Origin of the sequence: Limnohabitans sp. Hippo3, from assembly GCF_003063665.1 — a bacterium.
GTDB lineage: Bacteria > Pseudomonadota > Gammaproteobacteria > Burkholderiales > Burkholderiaceae_C > Limnohabitans_A.
Genome location: NZ_NESF01000004.1, coordinates 33,535 through 51,657, shown reverse-complemented (window position 1 = coordinate 51,657; position 18,123 = coordinate 33,535). Strand labels below are relative to the sequence as shown.

Genomic DNA, 18,123 nt, shown 5'->3' with positions numbered 1-18,123 from the left:
GCGTGAACTCCTGAAATAAAAATCGGCCCAATGGTGGAGGGCCGTTGAGCGAATATTTTAGAGGCTTTGCGTGACGGTTCAACGGATTTTGTCACAAGGCTAAAGTCTTATATAAGATACAATACTTGTCTAACGAAAGCACTGGCGATCCCGGTGCTTTTGGTGTCCACTTCACCCCCTCTATCCGATGGTCTCCAACACTGCCAAAGAAGTCTTCATCCAGGGAATCACCGAGGACGGAAAGACCTTCAGACCCAGCGACTGGGCTGAGCGCTTGGCAGGCGTGATGAGCCAGTTCCGTCCGGGCGGCGCTGTTCCAGGCAGCCACTTGAGTTATTCGCCTTGGTGCATTCCGACCACCATGGGCCATGTCAAGTGTGTCGTCGTACACCGCGACCTGCGCGACCACGACGTGATGGCCTGGGACTTTGTGATGAACTTCGCCCGAGACAATGGCTTGCAGGTGGTCGAAGCTTGCTTGCTGCCCGACCCACCCCCGAAAAAATAAAACCACACGACCAACCGCCTTCGGGCGGTTTTTTCATGTGTCCTGATTTGTTGATGGTGTGGATGCCCAGATGAAACCCGCTGAGTTGGGGCTGTCGTCGGATGACGATTTTTACGAGCGAAGCGAGTCATGAGGAGTCCGGCGACAGCTCCAACTCAGCTTCCGTCATGCCGAGAAAAGCATGAAAAAACCGCCAAGGTTTGCACCTGGGCGGTTCAGTTTTCGCGGACAGCGCACCCGTTTCAAACGGCAGCGAGGACAAAGCCTCGCCGGGCTGTTGATCTGGTGGAGCGGATCAGGCTGCGGCGAGAGCCAAAGACTTGACTTTGGCGCTCAGGCGGCTCTTGTCACGAGCAGCCTTGTTCTTGTGGAAGATGCCCTTGTCGGCAATGGTGTCCACCACGGTTTGCATTTTGGCAAACAACTCGGTGGCTTTGGTCTTGTCGCCTGCTGCAACGGCTTTCTCGACGTTCTTCACAGCAGTGCGGTATTTGGAACGCAGCGAAGAGTTCGCGGCGTTGATTTTGATGTCTTGGCGGACGCGTTTGCGGCCGGAGGCAAGACGGGGGTTCTTCTTTTTGGGTTTAGCGGATGCCATATATAAGTTCTTTCAGTGTCTGAGGATGATGTCCAACGAACCCAACATTCTAGCAGAGCCGTTGACGGGCTCAGCCGGGGACAACAGGCGGACATCACTGGGGCGGGGTATGACTCCTCCTTGGGCCATCCAGCGGACCGCTACACTCGCCCACTGTGAGCCTTCTCAGATCTGCCTCTGTCGTGTCGATTTTTACCCTCGCCTCCCGGGTCACGGGTTTGGTGCGCGAGTTGCTCATCGCCTCCCTGTTCGGGGCCAGTGCCTTGACCGACGCTTTCAATGTGGCCTTTCGCATTCCCAATTTGTTTCGGCGGTTGTTTGCCGAGGGGGCCTTCAGCCAGGCTTTTGTACCGGTGCTGGCGGCCAGCCGTGCCCAGCATGGGGAAGAAGCCACCCAGGAAGTGATCGATAGCGTGGCCACGGCCTTGGCCTGGTCGGTGCTGGCTTTGTCGGTGTCGGGGGTCTTGGCGTCACCCTGGCTGGTCTGGGCGCTGGCCAGTGGCTTGCAGCAAGATGCCCGGGGTTACGGCGCGGCTGTGAACATGACGCGCTGGATGTTCCCCTACATCGCCTTCATGTCCATGGTGGCCTTGTCGGCCGGTATCTTGAACACCTGGAAGCGTTTTGCCGTGCCCGCGGCCACACCCGTGCTGCTCAATGTGAGCGTGATCGCAGCGGCCTGGCTGTTGTCACCTTGGCTCGCCAAGCAAGGCGTGGAGGCCATTTACGCTTTGCCCGTGGGGGTGATGCTGGGGGGCTTTTTACAGCTGGTGGTGCAGATTCCGGCATTGCATCGTCTGGGCTTGCTGCCCCGCTTGGGCTTGGGGCCTACTGCCGTCAAAAAGGCCTGGACCAACCCGGCCACGCTGAACATTTTGCGTCTCATGGGGCCGGCCTTGTTGGGGGTGGGTGTGGCGCAGATTTCCTTGTTGATCAACACGCAAATTGCCTCGCACCTGGCCCCGGGCAGCGTCAGCTGGCTGACCTATGCCGACCGTTTGATGGAGTTCCCGACGGCCATTTTGGGCGTGGCACTGGGCGTGGTGCTGATGCCGCAGTTGGCTGCGGCCAAAGCCACAGGCGACAGCGAGCGTTACGCCGCCATGCTTGACTGGGGTTTGCGCCTGGTGTTGTTGCTGGCGTTGCCTTGTGCAGCGGCTTTGTTGGTGTTTTCGCAGCCGCTGGTGTCGGTGCTCTACCACTACGGGGCCTTCACCGACCGCGACGTGCAGCAAACCACTTTGGCCCTGACCGGCTACGGTGTGGGCTTGCTGGGTTTGGTCGCGATCAAGGTGCTGGCCCCGGGTTACTACGCCAGCCAGGACATCCGCACCCCGGTGCGCATCGCGGTGGCGGTGCTGGTGCTCACCCAAATTTTCAACCTGCTGCTGGTGCCTCATTTGGCCCACGCCGGGCTGGCCCTGTCCATCGGTTTGGGCGCTCTGGTCAATGCCTTGTGGTTGCTGCTGGGCTTGTTGCGCCGGGGCAGTTACAAGCCGCAGCCTGGCTGGTGGCGCTTTGCTGCTCAGGTGCTGCTGGCCACGGGCTTGTTGACGTGCCTGCTGTGGTTCACCGCGAACCATTTGCCTTGGGTGGCCATGCGTCAAGAGGCCTGGTGGCGTATCGGCTGGATGCTCGCGACCTTGCTGTGCTCGGCCCTCCTTTATTTTGGCGTCTTGTGGGCCACAGGTTTGCGTCTCAAGGCCTTCCTCAAACGCTGATGCTTGACGGATGAACATGTCTTTGAATTTTTCAGTCCCAACGCCGCTGAGCTATTTCGCCAGTCTGGTGCAAAGTGACACGGATTTTCCTGTACTCGAGGCAGCGGCCAGCCTTGCGCAGGACGAAGAGCCCACGCTGGATGTGCAGCAGGTGCTGGACGATGTGGCGCGCTTGCTCAAACGGATCAAGGGCCGCTTGCCGGCAGATGCGGACGACCTGACGCGCCTGGCCATCTTGACCCAGGTTTTCTACAAGGAAATGGGTTTTGGCGTGAACGCCAACGATTACTACGCGCCCGAAAACAGCTATTTGCACGAGGTGCTGCGCACCCGGCGTGGCTTGCCGATTTCGCTGGCCGTGCTGTGGCTGGAGTTGGCCCAGGGGCTGGGCTTGCAGGCACAGGGCGTCTCATTCCCAGGTCATTTCCTGGTCAAAATCACGCTGCAGGGCGGTTTGGTGGTGCTGGACCCTTTGACCGGCGACTCGTTGGGTATCGACAACTTGTCGGAAAGGCTGGGGCCTTACCGCGAAGACATGGGGCCCACAACCGGCGCGGATCTGGACGAGGGCGAAACGCCTCTGGGACTTTATTTACAACCCTGCCCGCCGCGCGATTTGTTGGCCCGCATGTTGCGCAACCTGAAAGAGGTTTTCCGTTCGCAAGAAGATTGGCCTCGCATGCTGAGCGTGCTGGACCGGCTCATCGTGCTCTTGCCTGAAGCCTGGTCCGAGAGGCGAGACCGGGGACTGGTCTTGGCCGAGTTGGGGCGCAACACAGAGGCTTTGCAGGACCTGCAGGTTTATTTGCAGGCCGAACCCCAAGCGCCCGATCAGGCGGCGCTGAGGCACCGCATCGACGAGCTCTCGGGCACTTGATCACGTGGCTTCAGGCCACGACCACCTGAGCTCCTTGGCCTTGCGCAGCGATGCGGCCAATCGTGTAGACCTGTTCACCCGCAGCGCGCAAAGTGGCAGCGCAGCTTTCTGCGGTGTCAGCACCCACCACCACCACCATGCCAATGCCGTTATTGAAGGTGCGGTTCATCTCGATGTCGTCGATGCCCGCTGTTTTTTGCAGCCAGGCGAAGAGTTCGGTCTGGGGCCAGCTGCCTTTTTGCAGATGGGCGGCCAGGCCTTCGGGCAGCACGCGGGGGATGTTTTCGAGCAAGCCGCCGCCTGTGATGTGGGCCAAAGCTTTGATCTGGTGGGCGGCCAATGCGGCCAGCACGTTCTTCACATACAGGCGGGTGGGCTCCATCAGGGCTTGCTTGAAGGGCTTGCCGTCCAGTGTGGCCGGGGCGTTGCTGCCTGCGCGCTCAATGCACTTGCGCACCAGACTGAAACCGTTGGAGTGCACGCCGCTGGACGCCAGGCCCAGCACCACGTCACCGGCTTGCACGTTTTGGCCCGTGAGGATTTTGGATTTTTCGACCGCGCCGACGGCAAAACCGGCCAGGTCGTATTCGCCTGCCGGGTACATGCCGGGCATCTCGGCGGTTTCGCCGCCGATCAGGGCGCAGCCCGACAATTCGCAGCCCTTGGCAATGCCCCCGACCACGGCGGCGGCGGTGTCGACATCCAGCTTGCCGCAGGCGAAGTAATCCAGGAAGAACAGGGGCTCGGCACCTTGCACCAGCACGTCGTTCACGCTCATGGCCACCAGGTCGATGCCCACGGTGTCGTGCATGTTCCACTCAAAAGCCAGCTTGAGCTTGGTGCCCACGCCGTCGGTGCCGCTCACCAGCACGGGCTCCTTGTAGCGCTTGGGCACTTCAAACAGGGCGCCAAAACCGCCGATGCCGGCCAGCACGCCTTCGCGCATGGTTTTCTTGGCCAGGGGCTTGATGCGCTCGACCAGCGCGTCACCGGCAACGATGTCCACGCCGGCGTCTTTGTAGGAGAGGGGTGTTTGGCTCATGGTTTTGGCCCGAATGGGGCATGTAAATGGGGAACGGGGGGCCAATAAACGGGCTGGCAGACTAAAATCAAGGCTTATTTTAAGGGTTAGCCCTGATCGCTTGGGACTGTCCCCCGCAAAACACGAGACCGAATGCACGCACCCCTTCCATTTTTGATGACCCGCTTGGCTGCCTGGTTGGGTGTGGCCTTGGTCGCGGTGCTGGTGTTCTGGCTGCTGGCACCCGTGTTGGCCCCCTTTTTGATCGCTGCGGTCATGGCCTACGTGCTGCACCCTCTGGTGCTTCGTCTGGAGGGCTTGGCCGCAGGGCGATTGCCACGGGCCTTGGCCGTGGTGTTCGTTGAGTTCTTGGCCATCCTGGCTTTGTTGGGCGTTTTGTTGTTGCTGGTGCCGATTCTGGTGCGAGAGTGGCCACTGCTCCAGCAGCAATTGCCTGTCTTGCTGGACAAATTGGGGGATGCCATCAACCCCCTGTTGGCCCAGCTGGGCCTGAACGTGTCGCTGGACCTGCGCGACCTGAAAACCCAGCTGGTCTCGTACCTGAGTGCCAACCGAGAGGATTGGTGGGCGCCACTGATGTCTTCCATCAAGCTGGGCGGCAGTGTGGCCCTGGCCGTGCTGGGTTACGCGGTGCTGGTGCCGGTGGCCTTGTTTTACATGCTCTACGACTGGACGCGGCTGGTCAACAGTGTGGTCGAGTTGGTCCCCCCGGCCTGGCGTGAGCGTTTTGATGGTTTCATGCAGGACTGCGACCAGGTGCTGGGCGAATATTTGAGAGGTCAGTTGCTGGTGATGCTGGCATTGGCGGTGTTTTATGCCGCCGGGCTGAAGCTGTTTGGCCTGGATCTGGCTTTGCCGATCGGCGTGTTCACCGGTCTGGCCGTGTTTGTGCCTTATCTGGGTTTTGGTTTGGGGCTGGTGCTGGCGCTGTTGGCGGGCTTGTTGCAGTTTGCTTCGGCGCAGGCCGTGGTCATGGTGGCGGTGGTGTATGGCCTGGGACAACTGCTCGAGAGTTTTGTGCTCACCCCCCGACTGGTGGGCGAGCGCATCGGTTTGCACCCGCTGGCCGTCATTTTGGCCTTGATGGCGTTTGGTCAGGTGTTGGGTTTTGTGGGGGTGTTGATGGCCTTGCCCGCCAGCGCGGTTTTGTTGGTGGGCCTGCGCCGTTTGCGCCACCAATATCTGCAAAGCGATCTGTACCAAAAAAGCGGTTCGGGTGCTGCCGAGCAAGGACCCGAGCAGGCATGAAGCAGCTGGCACTGGACATCGGGCTGGCATCAAGCCCCACGCTGGACAACTTCTTTGCAGGCCCCAACGACGCGGCGGTGAGCCATTTGCGACTGTGGACCGCTTCGGTCAGCCGCTCTCCTGTACCCACTTACCTGTGGGGTGAGAGCGGCTCGGGCAAGACGCATTTGTTGCATGCGGTGCACCACGCTTTGAGGGGGCAGGGTGCTCAGGTGGGCTGGCTGGATGCCCACACCATGCACCCGCCCGAGTTCAACGACGCCTGGGCGGCTGTCTTGATGGACGATGTACACCAGTACAACGCCGAGCAACAGCACACCGCCTTCAACTGGTTTGTGAATGCCTTGACACCCCGCAGCGGCACGCCCCGCTGGGTGTTGGCCGCAGGCGCATTGCCACCCGCCGATTTGAAGTTGCGCGACGACCTGCGCACGCGCCTGGGTTGGGGCCATGTCCATGCCTTGCAGGTGCTGCATGAGCCCGAGCGCCGCGCCGTCTTGCGCCAAGAGGCCGATGCCCGCGGTCTGTTCCTGAGCGATGAAGTCATGTCCTACATGCTCAAGCGCTTTTCGCGCGATTTGGGCAGCTTGATGCAGCTGCTGGATCACCTGGACCACTACGCCTTGCAAACGCAACGCGCCCTGACCATTCCGTTGGTCCGTGCGATGCTGGAGAACGAATGAAACTCGCGTTGTTTGACTTGGACCACACCTTGCTGCCGCTGGACTCTGACCACACCTGGGGCGTATTCACCACCGAATTGGGCTGGACCGATCCGGCGGTGTTTAGCCAACGCAATGACGAGTTTTATGCCCACTACCAGGCGGGCACGCTCGACATCCACGATTACGTGCGTTTTGCTACCCGCGCCGCCCGCGAGCGCGGTGCGACCGAGGCTGCCCACGCCCATGCCCGCTACATGGACGAAGTGATCCGGCCCCGCATCACGCCCGAGGCCCTGGCGCTGGTACGATCGCATCAGCATGCGGGCGACACGGTGATGATCGTGACCGCCACCAACGAATTTGTGACCCGCCCGATTGCCCAGGCTTTCGGGGTCAGCGAGCTGATCGCGGTGGAGCTGGAACGCGATGCCAGTGGCTGGATCACAGGCGAGATCCGGGGCACACCGTCCTTTCGCGAGGGCAAAGTCACCCGCGTCGCGCAGTGGCTGGGCCAAAAAGGCCTGAACTGGGGGGATGTGGAGATGACTTTCTACTCGGACTCCACGAACGACTTGCCGCTTCTGGAAAAAGCCCACCATCCGGTGGCAACGAACCCTGACGCTCGGTTGCGTCAGCTGGCCACAGAGCGTGGCTGGCGCATCCTCGAACTCTTTCAAGAATGATCAAACAATTCATCGACAAGCTGATGGGCAAGACGCCCAAAGGCAACAAACCCCATTTTGGCCGCCGCACCGAAGTGCCTGCATCGGTTCACGGCATCGACCCGAATCTGGTGGACGAACGCGCCATCCATGTGACGCGCACCTTGCAGCAAGCCGGTTTTGAGGCCTACATCGTGGGCGGTGCGGTGCGTGACCTGCTGCTGGGCCTGCGTCCCAAAGACTTCGACGTGGCCACCGACGCCACGCCCGAGCAGGTCAAAGGCCTGTTTCGGCGCGCCTTCATCATCGGTCGGCGCTTTCGCATCGTACATGTGGTCTACGGCCGGGGACGTGACAACGAGGTGATCGAGGTGTCCACCTTCCGTGCACACCTGGACAACGCGGCAGCCGAGCAGGTCAAGGGCAACGAGCGCACCAGCAAGAGCGAACTGGCTGGCATGAAGCACGCGGTGGATTCGTCGGGCCGTGTGCTGCGCGACAACGTCTGGGGCCCGCAGGACGAAGACGCCACGCGCCGCGATTTCACGGTCAATGCCATGTATTACGACCCCGAGTCACAGATCGTGGTGGACTACCACGGCGGCATCCAGGACGCGAAAAAGCGGGTGCTGCGCATGATCGGCGACCCGGTGGCCCGTTACCGCGAAGACCCGGTGCGCATCATCCGTGCCGTCCGATTTGCGGCCAAGCTCAGCCCCTTGGGCTTCAAGCTGGAGGCCAAAACCGCCAAGCCCCTCACCCCGTCGGCCGCCTTGCTGGCCGATGTGCCGCAAAGCCGTTTGTTTGACGAGATGCTCAAACTGCTGCAAACCGGGCATGCGCTAGCGTCAATCGCGCAGCTGAAACATTTGGGCCTGGCCACCGGCATTTACCCCTTGCTGGATGTGGTGGTGGAGCGTGCAGACAGCCCCTTTGTGCAGGTGGCCTTGGCCGATACCGACCGCCGCGTGGGCGAAGGCAAGCCGGTCGCCCCGAGCTTCTTGCTGGCCTGTGTGTTGTGGGCCGATGTCCGCGAGGGCTGGGCCAAACGCCTGGCGCGCAGGGAGCACCCGCATCCCGCTTTGCAGGATGCGATCGACGAGGTGTTTGATGCCCGCATTGGCGATGTGTCCGGCCGTGGCAAGCTGGCCGCTGACATGCGCGAGATCTGGATGATGCAGCCGCGCTTTGAAAAGCGGGTGGGCAGCACGCCGTTCGGCCTGGTCGAGCAACCCCGCTTTCGTGCCGGTTTCGACTTTCTGCGTTTGCGTGCCGACATCGAAGAGGTGGATGTGCGCCTGGCCGACTGGTGGCAAGAGTTCAGCATGGCCAGCGATTCGGAGCGCGAAGACCTGGTGCAAGCGGCCAAGGCCGAGCAACAGGCTTTGCAATCGGCCAAGCCCCGTGTGCGCCGTGCCCCTCGTCCTGAAGGCGCTGAGGTGTCTGCGCAGGCCTCAAGCCGTCCTGCCGCACATGCAGCCACAGAGGCCGATGGCGCAGACGAGGGTACCCCCAAAAAGCGCCGCCGTCGCCGCCGTAAGCCCGGCGCTGGTGGTGACTCGGCGGGCGATGGTGCCAGCGCCGAGTGAGGCCGTGGGGTGACGGTGGCGTCGATGTTGCGCGACCCCGTGACCGCTTATGTGGCGCTGGGCGCCAATTTGGGGCAGGCGCGGGCCGCCGTCCTGCAAGCCCTGCAGGCGTTGGCTTCGATCTCCGGCACGCAAGTCACAGGCCGCTCTGCGCTGTACCGCACGGCACCCTATGAAGCCCAAGGGCCAGACTTCATCAACGCGGTGGCCCGCATCGACACCCGCCTGACTGCGCCCGATTTGCTCGACGCTTTGCAGGCCATCGAAAACCAGGCGGGCCGCTTGCGCCCCTATCTGAATGCGCCGCGAAGCCTGGACCTGGACCTCCTGTTTTATGGCGACGCCCAGATGCACAGCCCCCGCCTGAACTTGCCGCACCCGCGCTGGCGCGAGCGGGCTTTTGTGCTCTACCCCTTGGCCGATGTGTGGCCGCAGCGCGTCAGTCCGCAAGACTTGGTGCGCGTGGCAGATCAAGCCATTGAGCGCTTGCCACCAATGGACCAGGAGTTGCCATGACGTTTTTCACCCAGTGGCCTGTGTCCTTGCAGACCGTCGTACTTTTGCTGGCCAGCAATGTGTTCATGACGTTCGCCTGGTACGGCCACCTGCGCCACATGGCCACGGCCCCTTGGTATACCGCGGCCTTGGCGAGCTGGGGGATTGCCTTGTTGGAATACATGTTCCAGGTGCCGGCCAACCGCATTGGTTACACGCAGTTCAGCGTGGGGCAGTTGAAGATCATGCAAGAGGTCATCACCTTGAGTGTTTTTGTGCCTTTTGCGATCTTCTACCTCAAGGAACCCTTCAAGCTGGACTACCTGTGGGCCGCCTTGTGCATGGTGGGTGCGGTTTATTTCATTTTCCGAAGTCACTGAGCGGTTCGCAGGGAATCGGCACAGATCGAGCGGTTAAACTCGCCGCTGTCACAAAATTGTCACCTTAGACCCTTTCCCGATATCAGGAGCTCACCCATGCTGTTTGGCAAATTGCTGCCCAAAGAAGGCAACTTCTTCGAACTGTTCAACCAACACGCAGAGCGCATCGTCGAGGCGGCGCGGGCCTTTTCCAACCTGGTGGCCAATTACAGCGACACGCACCTGCGGGAAAAATACAACCGCGATGTGGACAATGCCGAGCACGCGGCCGACCGCGTGACCCAGGAAGTCAACCGCCTGATCCACACCACCTTCATCACCCCAATCGACCGCGAACAAATCCACGCCCTCATCAACCTCATGGACGATGTGGCCGACTTGATCCAGGACTCGGCAGAGACCATGGCGCTGTACGACGTGCGGCACATGACCGATGAAATCACCCGCCTGACCGATTTGTCGGTCAAGTGCTGCGAGCGTGTGCAGGATGCAGTCAAGTTGCTGGCCAAGATTGGCGAGCCCTCTGTGGCCGAAGCTGCCTTGAAGACCTGCGAGGAAATCGACCGCCTGGAGTCCGATGCCGACCGCGTGATGCGCAGTGCCATGAGCAAGCTGTTCCGCGAAGAGGCCGATGTGCGCGAGATCATCAAGCTCAAGGCCATTTACGAATTGCTGGAGACCATCACCGACAAGTGTGAAGACGTGGCCAACCAGATCGAGGGCATCGTCCTCGAAAACTCTTGATCCGAACCGGGAATCCTGAACATGGAAACCGTACAAGCCGCCTTGTGGGTGGTGATCTTGCTGGTCGCCCTGGCGCTCATTTTTGACTTCATGAACGGCTTTCATGATGCCGCCAACTCGATCGCGACCGTGGTCTCGACGGGCGTGCTCAAGCCGGGGCAAGCGGTCATCTTTGCCGCCTTTTTCAACTTCATTGCCATTTTTGTCTTCCACCTGAGCGTGGCGGCCACCGTGGGCAAAGGGATTGTCCAACCGGGTATTGTGGACACGCATGTGGTCTTCGGTGCGTTGGTGGGCGCCATCACCTGGAACGTCATCACCTGGTACTACGGCATTCCCAGCAGCTCCTCGCACGCCTTGATTGGCGGCATTGTGGGTGCGGTGATTGCGAAAGCTGGCGCAGGTGCCCTGATTTCGGCCGGTATCCTGAAAACCGTGGCCTTCATTTTCGTGTCGCCTTTGCTGGGCTTCCTGCTCGGCTCCTTGATGATGGTGACTGTGGCGCACCTCTTCAGGCGTGCCCGGCCTTCCAAGGTGGACAAATGGTTCCGTCGTCTGCAACTGGTGTCGGCCGGGGCTTACAGCCTGGGCCACGGCGGTAACGATGCGCAAAAGACAATCGGCATCATCTGGCTGCTGTTGATTGCCACAGGCTACGCCACCACGGCCGATGCCGCGCCTCCGGGCTGGGTCATCGTCAGTTGCTATCTGGCGATTGGCTTGGGCACCATGTTTGGTGGCTGGCGCATCGTCAAGACCATGGGTCAGAAAATCACCAAGCTCAAGCCTGTGGGCGGCTTTTGCGCCGAAACCGGGGGGGCAATGACCTTGTTCTTGGCCACCACATTGGGCATCCCGGTGTCTACGACACACACCATCACCGGGGCCATTGTGGGCGTTGGCTCCACCCAACGGGCCAGCGCCGTGCGCTGGGGCGTGGCGGGCAACATCATCTGGGCGTGGATTTTGACCATTCCCGCCAGTGCTTTTGTGGCGGCCATGGCTTACTGGGTCAGCTTTCAGATTTTTGACTGAAGGGCTGCCTGTTTCAGGCGTCTGGTCCAATCATTTGGCTCAACGCATGCCGCCCGAATGTTCAAGTCGGGCGGCATTTTTCATTGGCTGATCAGCCGAGCCGCTTCGATTTGGTATTCAAAGTACCGCTGGAAACTGAAAACCAGACTGGCCATCAAAACGGTGGTGCCCAACAGCAGGGCGGTGGCGATGCCAATGATCGTGCCCCAATTTGTCCGGCCCGATGGTGTCAGTGCATCGGCCAGGGGGTTGAACTTGGCGTTCCATTTTTCGATCGGTGTCAAACCGTAAATGATGGCGTTCAAGGCGCAGCCGGCCAGGGTGAAGCCCAGCAGGGGGATCAGCATCCAGCTCAGGGTGTCGTCTTGCCCGAATTGCTGAACACGCTCGAGGCCGTAAAAGCCAAGAGCCGTTGGAATCGGCAGCAGCCAGCCCAATATGTCCGTCCATCCATACAAATAAAAGCGGTGCAGGCCCAAGGGGCCGGTCCAGAAAGCCAGCCAGGTCGCGAATGTTTTGTTTTTCATGGGGCGATTATTGCGGAGGGCTGCTGTCGCCCGCGCCCAAAGGCTTTTCCATCATCACGACATCGAGCCAGCGGTCAAACTTCCAGCCGCAGGACTTGAGCACGCCGACGTGGCTGAAGCCCAAGGCGGTGTGAACGCCGATGGACCCCGCATTGGCCGAGTCGCCGATGACGGCCAGAAATTTGCGCACGCCTGCGCGTTCGGCCTGCGTGCACAACTCGGCCAGAAGGGCCCGCCCCATCCCTTTGCGGTGGGCGTCCGAGGCCATGTAAATCGAGTCTTCGGCAGAAAAGCGGTAAGCCGGGCGGGGCTTGAACCAATTGCAATAGGCAAACCCCATCACGCGGCCCCCGTCCTCGACCACCAGATAAGGCAAACCCTTGGACAGCACATCGGCGCGGCGACTGGCCATGTCGGCTTCGGTGGGGGGATCGATCTCGAAAGTGCCGGTACCGGTCAGGACGTGGTGGCGATAGATGGCGGTGATGGCCGGGATGTCTTCATCACGGCTGGGTCGGATCAGAGGCAAGGCAGGGCTCCCGTTGTATAATGATTGGCTTTTCAGTGTGTCACTGGCCGGGTGGCCAGTTGCGTGTCTCAAACGCTGAAGGATACCGGGCATCTGGGCAATTGTTCCCAAGAAGCCCAACCACCCAAGGATAAATCATGGTTGTTATTCGTCTGAACCGCGGCGGCTCTAAAGCACGTCCTTTCTTCAACATCGTCGTCGCCGACAAGCGCGTGCGTCGCGATGGCCGCTTCCTGGAGCGCATCGGTTTTTACAACCCCACAGCCAAAGGCGGCGAAGAAGGTCTGCGCATTGCACAAGACCGCTTGACCTACTGGAAGAGCGTGGGCGCCCAGGCTTCTCCCACCGTGGAACGCCTGATCCGTCAAGCCGGCAAAGCCGCCGCCTGATCGGTCCGCACGGGTCATGCGTCCGCCTTTGGAAACAGCCGCACTGCCGGCTGATGCCATCGAAATCGGGCGCATCACCGATGCCTGGGGCATCAAAGGCTGGTTCAAGGTCTTGCCCCACAGCGCCTCCCCCGAGGCGCTTTTTTCTGCCAAAAGCTGGTTTCTGCTGCCGCCCGATCGGCCCATGAAGCCCCAGCGTGGCCAAGAGGCCGCAGCCTCTTCTCAGCAGGTTTGGCGCGAACCTTTGCTGCTCAACATTCTCGAAGTCAAAGACCACTCCGACACCGTGGTGGCGCGTGCCCAAGGCCTGGACGACCGTAATGCGGCTGAGTCCTTGCGCGGTGGCCGAATTTTTGTGCCACGCTCGAGCTTCCCAGCGGCTGCCGACGGCGAGTACTACTGGGTGGACCTGATTGGCCTGCAAGTGGTCAACCGCGAAGGTGTGGACCTGGGCCAGGTGCGCGACCTCATGTCCACCGGCCCGCAAACCGTGCTGGTGATCGAGGCCCCTGCCGAGGCAGAGGGCGGTAAACCTGTCGAGCGCATGATCCCGTTTGTTTCGGCATTCGTCGACGGTGTTGACTTGCCCGCCAAGCGCATCACGGTCGACTGGCAGCCCGACTACTGAGCCGCCCCGGCCGTGGAGGGCCATCCCCATGCGCTTTGACATCATCACCCTGTTCCCCGAGTTGTTTGCGCCCCTGCTGACCAGCGGCATCACGCGCCGTGCCTACGAAAGCGGCTTGGTCGATGTGCATTTTTGGAACCCCCGCGACCACGCCGAAGGCAATTACCGTCGTGTGGACGACCGATCCTTTGGCGGCGGCCCAGGCATGGTCATGCTGGCTGAGCCCTTGTTCAAGTGCCTGAGCGCCATCCGTGCCGAGCGGCAAGAAGAAACGCCTGCACCCTTGGTGCTGTTTTCGCCGATTGGCCAGACTCTCAACCACAGCTCGGTGGCCCAATGGTCGGCCAGCATGGGGGCTGTGTTGCTCTGCGGCCGCTACGAAGGCGTGGATCAGCGCTTCATTGACCACTACGTCGACCAGCAAATCAGTCTGGGCGACTTTGTGCTCTCGGGTGGCGAAATCGCGGCCATGGCTTTGCTGGACGCAGTCGCCCGTTTGCAGCCGGGTGTGCTGAACGACGAGGGCAGCCACCAGCTCGACAGCTTCAACCCGGCGCTCGATGGTTTGCTGGACAGTCCACACTACACCCGGCCTGAAGTCTGGCAAGGCCAAGCGGTGCCGCCCGAATTGATGTCGGGCCACCATGCGCACATCGCGCGTTGGCGGCGCGAACAAAGCCTGCGCCTGACAGCCTTGCACCGCCCCGAGTTGTTGGCTCAAGCCCGACAGGCTGGGCAACTCAGCCGCCAGGACGAAGCCTTCTTGAGGCAGGCCTTCGGCAGCTTGACCGGTGCTGACCAGACCCCGGCCGCGAAAAAGCTATAATCAAGGGCTTTTCGATCCTCTACCCGCCGCGATCTGGCTCAGTCATGCGCATGCATGGCCCTTACAGCACAGAACGCCCCTTGTGTAGCGAGGCATGATCGGACGGAGTTCAAAAATGAATTTGATTCAAACTCTTGAGCAGGAAGAAATTGCCCGTTTGGGTAAAACCATTCCTGAATTTGCCCCCGGCGACACCGTGATCGTCAACGTCAACGTGGTGGAAGGTGCGCGCAAGCGTGTCCAGGCCTACGAAGGTGTTGTGATTGCCAAGCGTAACCGTGGTCTGAACAGCGGCTTCACTGTGCGCAAGATCTCCAGTGGCGAGGGTGTGGAGCGTACGTTCCAGACTTACAGCCCCGTGATTGCCAGCATCGAAGTCAAGCGCCGTGGTGATGTTCGCCGCGCCAAGCTGTACTACCTGCGTGACCGCAGCGGCAAGTCGGCACGTATCAAGGAAAAGTTGCCTCAGCGCAAAGCAGCGCCTGCTGCCAAAGCGTAAAGCCTTTCCGCACATACGAAAAAACCGCCCGGGTTTGCGCCCGGGGCGGTTTTTTTATGGGTGTTTCAAAACCCATGTGCCATCCGCCCAGCCATGAAAAAAGGCCTTGCCGGTGAGGGCAAGGCCTTCGTGAGGCGCTTGAAGTCCTGGGTTGAGCCCAGGACAACAATCAGGCGCGCGTGATTTTCAGCACGCGTGTGCCGCCGCGTTTGCCTGCAGGGCCTTCGCCAGCGGCGTGGGGCTTGAAGTTGTTGGCACCAAACTGCTTGGGGCCGCGGGAGAACTTGTCACCGGCTGCGCCGCGAGGGGCGGGGCGGGCGGCGTTGCGGTTGTCACCACCACGGTCTTCCCAGCGGCCGCCTTGACGTGGACCGTCCTGACGGGCGTCTTGGCGTGGGGCAGGGCGGCTGTCGCCACGGTCCCAAGGGTGTGCAGGTGCGCCGCGCTGTTCAAAGCGGTCACCGCCGCCACGGTGCTCACCGCGGGGACCGTCAAAACGGCCACCGCCTTTGCGTGCATCGAAGCGGGGTTCGCTGCGCTGCTCAAAGCGGGGCTGCTCGTCGCGAAAGTGGCCACGCGGGGCGCGGTTGTCGAACCCGCCGCCATCGCGATCGCGGTTGCCACCGAAGTCCCGGCCACCTGCCGGGCGGCCGCCACGGAAACCACCGCCTGCATTGGCGTAATTGCGCTCACCGCCAAATCGGTCACCGCCACGGCCCATGGGCTTGCGGGCTTCGGGCATGCGCATTTTGGGCTCCAGGCCCGGAATCACTTCGGCCTTGAAGGGCTGGCGTGTGTAGGCTTCGATGTCGCCGATCTTGCGGCGGTCACGCATTTCGGCAAAGGTCACGGCCAGGCCGTCGCGGCCAGCGCGGCCTGTGCGGCCAATGCGGTGGGTGTAGTCCTCGGCCTTCATCGGCAAGCCGAAGTTGAAGACGTGGGTGATGGTGGGAACGTCAATGCCGCGAGCGGCCACGTCGGTGGCCACCAGAATCTGGACTTGGCCATTGCGCAGCGCCATCAGGCGGCGGTTGCGCATGCCCTGGCTCAAGGCACCATGCAGGGCCACAGCCGAGAAGCCGTCTTGCTGCAGGTCGGCGGCCAAGCCGTCACACTCGATCTGGGTGCTGGAGAACACGATGGCCTGATCGATCGTGGCGTCACGCAACCAGTGGTCGAGCATCTGGCGCTTGTGCTGGGCGTTGTCGGCCCAGAACAGCACCTGCTTGATGTTGTTGTGCTTTTCTTGCGGGTTGTCGATCTGGATTTTCTGGACCGAAGAGCCGCCATCGTGCATCACGCGCATGGCCAGTTGCTGAATGCGCGGGGCAAAGGTGGCGCTGAACATCATGGTCTGGCGGCGCTGGCTGGTCATGTCGTTGATGTCGGCCAGATCGTCCGAGAAGCCCAGGTCGAGCATGCGGTCGGCTTCGTCCACCACCAAAAACTGCACCTGGTCCAACTTGATTTGCATGGAGCGTTGCAGGTCGAGCAAACGGCCAGGGGTGGCCACGACCAGGTTGGCGTTTTGCAGCTTGGCAATTTGCAGCTGGTAAGGAATGCCGCCGACCACGTTGGCCACGCGCAAGCCACGTGTGTGCTTGACCAGCTCGATGGCATCTTGCGCCACCTGTTGGGCCAGTTCACGCGTGGGGCACAGGATCAGGGCACCAGGTGTTGGGGCCTTGAAGTTGCGTGGGTTGGTGGGGTCTTTGCGCTTGGCACGCTTGGGGGCTGGCTCGCCCTTGGCGGCCGCGTCGGCGCAGGCTTTTTCAAATTCGGCACGATCGGCCGCTTCCTGCTCAGCCATTTGCTGAATCAGGGTGTGCAGCACGGGCAGCAAAAAGGCGGCGGTTTTGCCGCTGCCGGTCTGGCTGGAGACCATCAGGTCGGTGTAGCCGTTGGACTTGCCGTCTTTGGAGTCGCCCGCCGTGGGCAGCGCCAAAGGAATGGCGCGCAATTGCACGGTGGTGGGCTGTGTGTAGCCCAGGTCGGCTACGGCCTGCACCAGCTCTGGGGCCAGGCCCAGTTCGATGAAGCCGTTGGGCACGTCGGCAATGGCTTCTTCCGTGGCGGTTTCTGCAGTGGCTTCGGGTGTGATCTCGGCCGCAGCCGCGAGCATGATGTCAGTGGCCAGCTTGCTTGGGGCCATTTGTGCCACGGTCTCGGTGGCGATGGATGTGTTTTCGGCAGACGACAAGTCGTTCTGCACTGTGTTCAAAGTGTCAGTCATGTGTGTATAAAAAACTCGCACGGAACAACGGCCGTCAACAGAAAAGCTGTTGCATGGGGGCCGCAGGCACCGCAAGGTTGAAAAGACATCAACCATCAAACGGTGCTCGCGAGGGGCGCTGGGCGTAGAGCCTGGCCGCTGTGAGTGACCCTATCGTTGGGTCAAGGCATGAAGGGAGATGTGTGAAACGCTGCACTCTTGTGCAGTGAGTTAGTGATTATGGCACGGATCAGAAAAAATCGCTAGGGTTTTCCCTGAAAAATCACAAACGGATGAAATGCTCGCGGTAATGCGCCAGTTCATCGATGGATTCGTGCACATCGGCCAGCGCGGTGTGTTTTTGCTGTTTCTTGAAATTGGCATACACCTCGGGCTTCCAGCGGCGCGACAGCTCCTTGAGGGTGCTCACATCCAGATTGCGGTAGTGGAAAAACGCTTCCAGCTTGGGCATGAACTTGACCAGAAAACGCCGGTCCTGGCTGATGGTGTTGCCGCACAGGGGTGAGCTGTTTTTGGGAACGTACTTTTTCAGAAAGGCCAGGATTTTCTCTTCGGCATCGGCTTCGCTGGTGGTGGAGGCTTTGACCTTGTCGATCAGCCCACTCTTGCCGTGGGTGCCCTTGTTCCACTTGTCCATCTGGTTCAGCAACTCGTCGCTTTGGTGAATCACCAGCACCGGCCCTTCGATGCGGGGCGAGAGGTGGGGGCCGGTCACGATCACGGCAATCTCCAGCAAGCGTTCTTTTTCGGGGTCCAGGCCCGTCATTTCACAATCGATCCAGACCAGGTTTTGGTCGGATTTGGGCAGATCGTTCGATTCTGGGGTGGGGGAGGTGTTCACTTGAGACATCCTGCAATTGTCGCCGATGATGTCCCTCGCATCGGGCGCAACTAAAGCGATCGCAGGCGCTCAGGTGCATGCGCAGCC

The 18,123-nt window shown here is 61.0% G+C and carries 21 protein-coding genes; 15 read left to right on the top strand and 6 right to left on the bottom strand.

Annotated elements, in window-relative coordinates:
* The first annotated feature begins 187 nt into the window (after positions 1–187).
* On the top strand, positions 188–508 hold the full coding sequence (locus B9Z34_RS07105) for a DUF3579 domain-containing protein (RefSeq protein ID WP_108427422.1): 321 nt from the start codon (positions 188–190) through the stop codon (positions 506–508).
* 295 nt (positions 509–803) lie between these two features.
* Here the strand turns inward: B9Z34_RS07105 and rpsT are convergent, their stop codons facing one another.
* Positions 804–1,106 (bottom strand): 30S ribosomal protein S20, encoded by a 303-nt coding sequence (rpsT, locus tag B9Z34_RS07100; RefSeq protein ID WP_108427421.1) that lies wholly within the window; start codon positions 1,104–1,106, stop codon positions 804–806.
* A gap of 155 nt (positions 1,107–1,261) precedes the next feature.
* On the opposite strand from rpsT, the gene murJ reads away from it, so the two are divergent.
* Both murJ and B9Z34_RS07090 read left to right on the top strand, forming a co-directional pair.
* Entirely contained in the window at positions 1,262–2,827 is a 1,566-nt protein-coding gene (gene murJ, locus B9Z34_RS07095; RefSeq protein ID WP_108427420.1) for a murein biosynthesis integral membrane protein MurJ, read from the top strand.
* 16 nt (positions 2,828–2,843) lie between these two features.
* Positions 2,844–3,704, top strand: a complete 861-nt coding sequence (locus B9Z34_RS07090) for a SirB1 family protein (protein ID WP_108427500.1) — start codon at positions 2,844–2,846, stop codon at positions 3,702–3,704.
* A gap of 10 nt (positions 3,705–3,714) precedes the next feature.
* Here B9Z34_RS07090 and purM read toward each other — a convergent pair whose 3' ends face one another.
* Complete coding sequence (gene purM / locus B9Z34_RS07085) at positions 3,715–4,746, bottom strand: phosphoribosylformylglycinamidine cyclo-ligase (protein WP_108427419.1); 1,032 nt, start codon at positions 4,744–4,746, stop codon at positions 3,715–3,717.
* 132 nt (positions 4,747–4,878) lie between these two features.
* Here purM and B9Z34_RS07080 point away from each other — a divergent pair, with 132 nt between their 5' ends.
* The 8 genes from B9Z34_RS07080 to B9Z34_RS07045 all read left to right on the top strand — a co-directional run bounded on the left by B9Z34_RS07080 (position 4,879) and on the right by B9Z34_RS07045 (position 11,564).
* Positions 4,879–5,994, top strand: coding sequence for an AI-2E family transporter (locus B9Z34_RS07080; protein WP_233249474.1), 1,116 nt, complete (start codon positions 4,879–4,881; stop codon positions 5,992–5,994).
* Positions 5,991–6,677: a DnaA regulatory inactivator Hda gene (gene hda, locus B9Z34_RS07075; protein WP_108427417.1), complete on the top strand. Its 687-nt coding sequence runs from the start codon at positions 5,991–5,993 to the stop codon at positions 6,675–6,677. The genes B9Z34_RS07080 and hda overlap by 4 nt, the downstream gene beginning before the upstream one ends.
* Entirely contained in the window at positions 6,674–7,342 is a 669-nt protein-coding gene (locus B9Z34_RS07070) for an HAD family phosphatase (protein ID WP_108427416.1), read from the top strand. The genes hda and B9Z34_RS07070 overlap by 4 nt, the downstream gene beginning before the upstream one ends.
* Positions 7,339–8,910, top strand: coding sequence for a polynucleotide adenylyltransferase PcnB (pcnB, locus tag B9Z34_RS07065; protein ID WP_108427415.1), 1,572 nt, complete (start codon positions 7,339–7,341; stop codon positions 8,908–8,910). Before B9Z34_RS07070 ends, pcnB begins: the two co-directional genes overlap by 4 nt.
* 24 nt (positions 8,911–8,934) lie before the next feature.
* A complete protein-coding gene (folK, locus tag B9Z34_RS07060; RefSeq protein WP_108427414.1) occupies positions 8,935–9,426 on the top strand; it encodes a 2-amino-4-hydroxy-6-hydroxymethyldihydropteridine diphosphokinase in 492 nt (163 codons plus the stop codon).
* Positions 9,423–9,785, top strand: coding sequence for a DMT family protein (locus B9Z34_RS07055; protein ID WP_108427413.1), 363 nt, complete (start codon positions 9,423–9,425; stop codon positions 9,783–9,785). Before folK ends, B9Z34_RS07055 begins: the two co-directional genes overlap by 4 nt.
* 96 nt (positions 9,786–9,881) lie before the next feature.
* Positions 9,882–10,529: a DUF47 domain-containing protein gene (locus B9Z34_RS07050; RefSeq protein ID WP_108427412.1), complete on the top strand. Its 648-nt coding sequence runs from the start codon at positions 9,882–9,884 to the stop codon at positions 10,527–10,529.
* 21 nt (positions 10,530–10,550) lie between these two features.
* Entirely contained in the window at positions 10,551–11,564 is a 1,014-nt protein-coding gene (locus B9Z34_RS07045) for an inorganic phosphate transporter (protein ID WP_108427411.1), read from the top strand.
* A gap of 80 nt (positions 11,565–11,644) precedes the next feature.
* Here B9Z34_RS07045 and B9Z34_RS07040 read toward each other — a convergent pair whose 3' ends face one another.
* Both B9Z34_RS07040 and B9Z34_RS07035 read right to left on the bottom strand, forming a co-directional pair.
* Positions 11,645–12,091, bottom strand: a complete 447-nt coding sequence (locus B9Z34_RS07040) for a hypothetical protein (RefSeq protein WP_108427410.1) — start codon at positions 12,089–12,091, stop codon at positions 11,645–11,647.
* 7 nt (positions 12,092–12,098) lie between these two features.
* Positions 12,099–12,620 carry a GNAT family N-acetyltransferase gene (locus B9Z34_RS07035; RefSeq protein ID WP_108427409.1) on the bottom strand — a complete coding sequence of 174 codons (522 nt, stop codon included), beginning with the start codon at positions 12,618–12,620 and terminating at the stop codon, positions 12,099–12,101.
* 137 nt (positions 12,621–12,757) lie between these two features.
* Here B9Z34_RS07035 and rpsP point away from each other — a divergent pair, with 137 nt between their 5' ends.
* The 4 genes from rpsP (at position 12,758) to rplS (ending at position 14,962) form a co-directional block, all read left to right on the top strand.
* Positions 12,758–13,009, top strand: coding sequence for a 30S ribosomal protein S16 (gene rpsP / locus B9Z34_RS07030; RefSeq protein ID WP_019430383.1), 252 nt, complete (start codon positions 12,758–12,760; stop codon positions 13,007–13,009).
* Positions 13,010–13,025: 16 nt separating this feature from the next.
* Complete coding sequence (rimM, locus tag B9Z34_RS07025; RefSeq protein ID WP_108427408.1) at positions 13,026–13,637, top strand: ribosome maturation factor RimM; 612 nt, start codon at positions 13,026–13,028, stop codon at positions 13,635–13,637.
* A gap of 28 nt (positions 13,638–13,665) precedes the next feature.
* Positions 13,666–14,463, top strand: coding sequence for a tRNA (guanosine(37)-N1)-methyltransferase TrmD (gene trmD / locus B9Z34_RS07020; RefSeq protein ID WP_108427407.1), 798 nt, complete (start codon positions 13,666–13,668; stop codon positions 14,461–14,463).
* Between the two features lie 115 nt (positions 14,464–14,578).
* Positions 14,579–14,962, top strand: coding sequence for a 50S ribosomal protein L19 (rplS, locus tag B9Z34_RS07015; protein WP_108427406.1), 384 nt, complete (start codon positions 14,579–14,581; stop codon positions 14,960–14,962).
* Positions 14,963–15,131: 169 nt separating this feature from the next.
* Here rplS and B9Z34_RS07010 read toward each other — a convergent pair whose 3' ends face one another.
* Together B9Z34_RS07010 and orn are read right to left on the bottom strand one after the other, a co-directional pair.
* Entirely contained in the window at positions 15,132–17,195 is a 2,064-nt protein-coding gene (locus B9Z34_RS07010) for a DEAD/DEAH box helicase (protein WP_108427405.1), read from the bottom strand.
* Between the two features lie 262 nt (positions 17,196–17,457).
* Positions 17,458–18,045 carry an oligoribonuclease gene (gene orn, locus B9Z34_RS07005; protein WP_108427404.1) on the bottom strand — a complete coding sequence of 196 codons (588 nt, stop codon included), beginning with the start codon at positions 18,043–18,045 and terminating at the stop codon, positions 17,458–17,460.
* Between the last annotated feature and the right edge of the window lie 78 nt (positions 18,046–18,123).

Coding starts and splice junctions, on each gene's coding strand:
- B9Z34_RS07070 (WP_108427416.1), top strand. CDS start 6,674: ATGAAACTCGCGTTGTTTGACTTGGACCACACCTTGCTGCCGCTGGAC.
- hda (WP_108427417.1), top strand. CDS start 5,991: ATGAAGCAGCTGGCACTGGACATCGGGCTGGCATCAAGCCCCACGCTG.
- B9Z34_RS07045 (WP_108427411.1), top strand. CDS start 10,551: ATGGAAACCGTACAAGCCGCCTTGTGGGTGGTGATCTTGCTGGTCGCC.
- B9Z34_RS07055 (WP_108427413.1), top strand. CDS start 9,423: ATGACGTTTTTCACCCAGTGGCCTGTGTCCTTGCAGACCGTCGTACTT.
- rpsP (WP_019430383.1), top strand. CDS start 12,758: ATGGTTGTTATTCGTCTGAACCGCGGCGGCTCTAAAGCACGTCCTTTC.
- B9Z34_RS07090 (WP_108427500.1), top strand. CDS start 2,844: ATGTCTTTGAATTTTTCAGTCCCAACGCCGCTGAGCTATTTCGCCAGT.
- folK (WP_108427414.1), top strand. CDS start 8,935: ATGTTGCGCGACCCCGTGACCGCTTATGTGGCGCTGGGCGCCAATTTG.
- B9Z34_RS07080 (WP_233249474.1), top strand. CDS start 4,879: ATGCACGCACCCCTTCCATTTTTGATGACCCGCTTGGCTGCCTGGTTG.
- B9Z34_RS07010 (WP_108427405.1), bottom strand. CDS start 17,195: ATGACTGACACTTTGAACACAGTGCAGAACGACTTGTCGTCTGCCGAA.
- B9Z34_RS07105 (WP_108427422.1), top strand. CDS start 188: ATGGTCTCCAACACTGCCAAAGAAGTCTTCATCCAGGGAATCACCGAG.
- rplS (WP_108427406.1), top strand. CDS start 14,579: ATGAATTTGATTCAAACTCTTGAGCAGGAAGAAATTGCCCGTTTGGGT.
- orn (WP_108427404.1), bottom strand. CDS start 18,045: ATGTCTCAAGTGAACACCTCCCCCACCCCAGAATCGAACGATCTGCCC.
- rpsT (WP_108427421.1), bottom strand. CDS start 1,106: ATGGCATCCGCTAAACCCAAAAAGAAGAACCCCCGTCTTGCCTCCGGC.
- B9Z34_RS07050 (WP_108427412.1), top strand. CDS start 9,882: ATGCTGTTTGGCAAATTGCTGCCCAAAGAAGGCAACTTCTTCGAACTG.
- pcnB (WP_108427415.1), top strand. CDS start 7,339: ATGATCAAACAATTCATCGACAAGCTGATGGGCAAGACGCCCAAAGGC.
- purM (WP_108427419.1), bottom strand. CDS start 4,746: ATGAGCCAAACACCCCTCTCCTACAAAGACGCCGGCGTGGACATCGTT.
- B9Z34_RS07040 (WP_108427410.1), bottom strand. CDS start 12,091: ATGAAAAACAAAACATTCGCGACCTGGCTGGCTTTCTGGACCGGCCCC.
- trmD (WP_108427407.1), top strand. CDS start 13,666: ATGCGCTTTGACATCATCACCCTGTTCCCCGAGTTGTTTGCGCCCCTG.
- rimM (WP_108427408.1), top strand. CDS start 13,026: ATGCGTCCGCCTTTGGAAACAGCCGCACTGCCGGCTGATGCCATCGAA.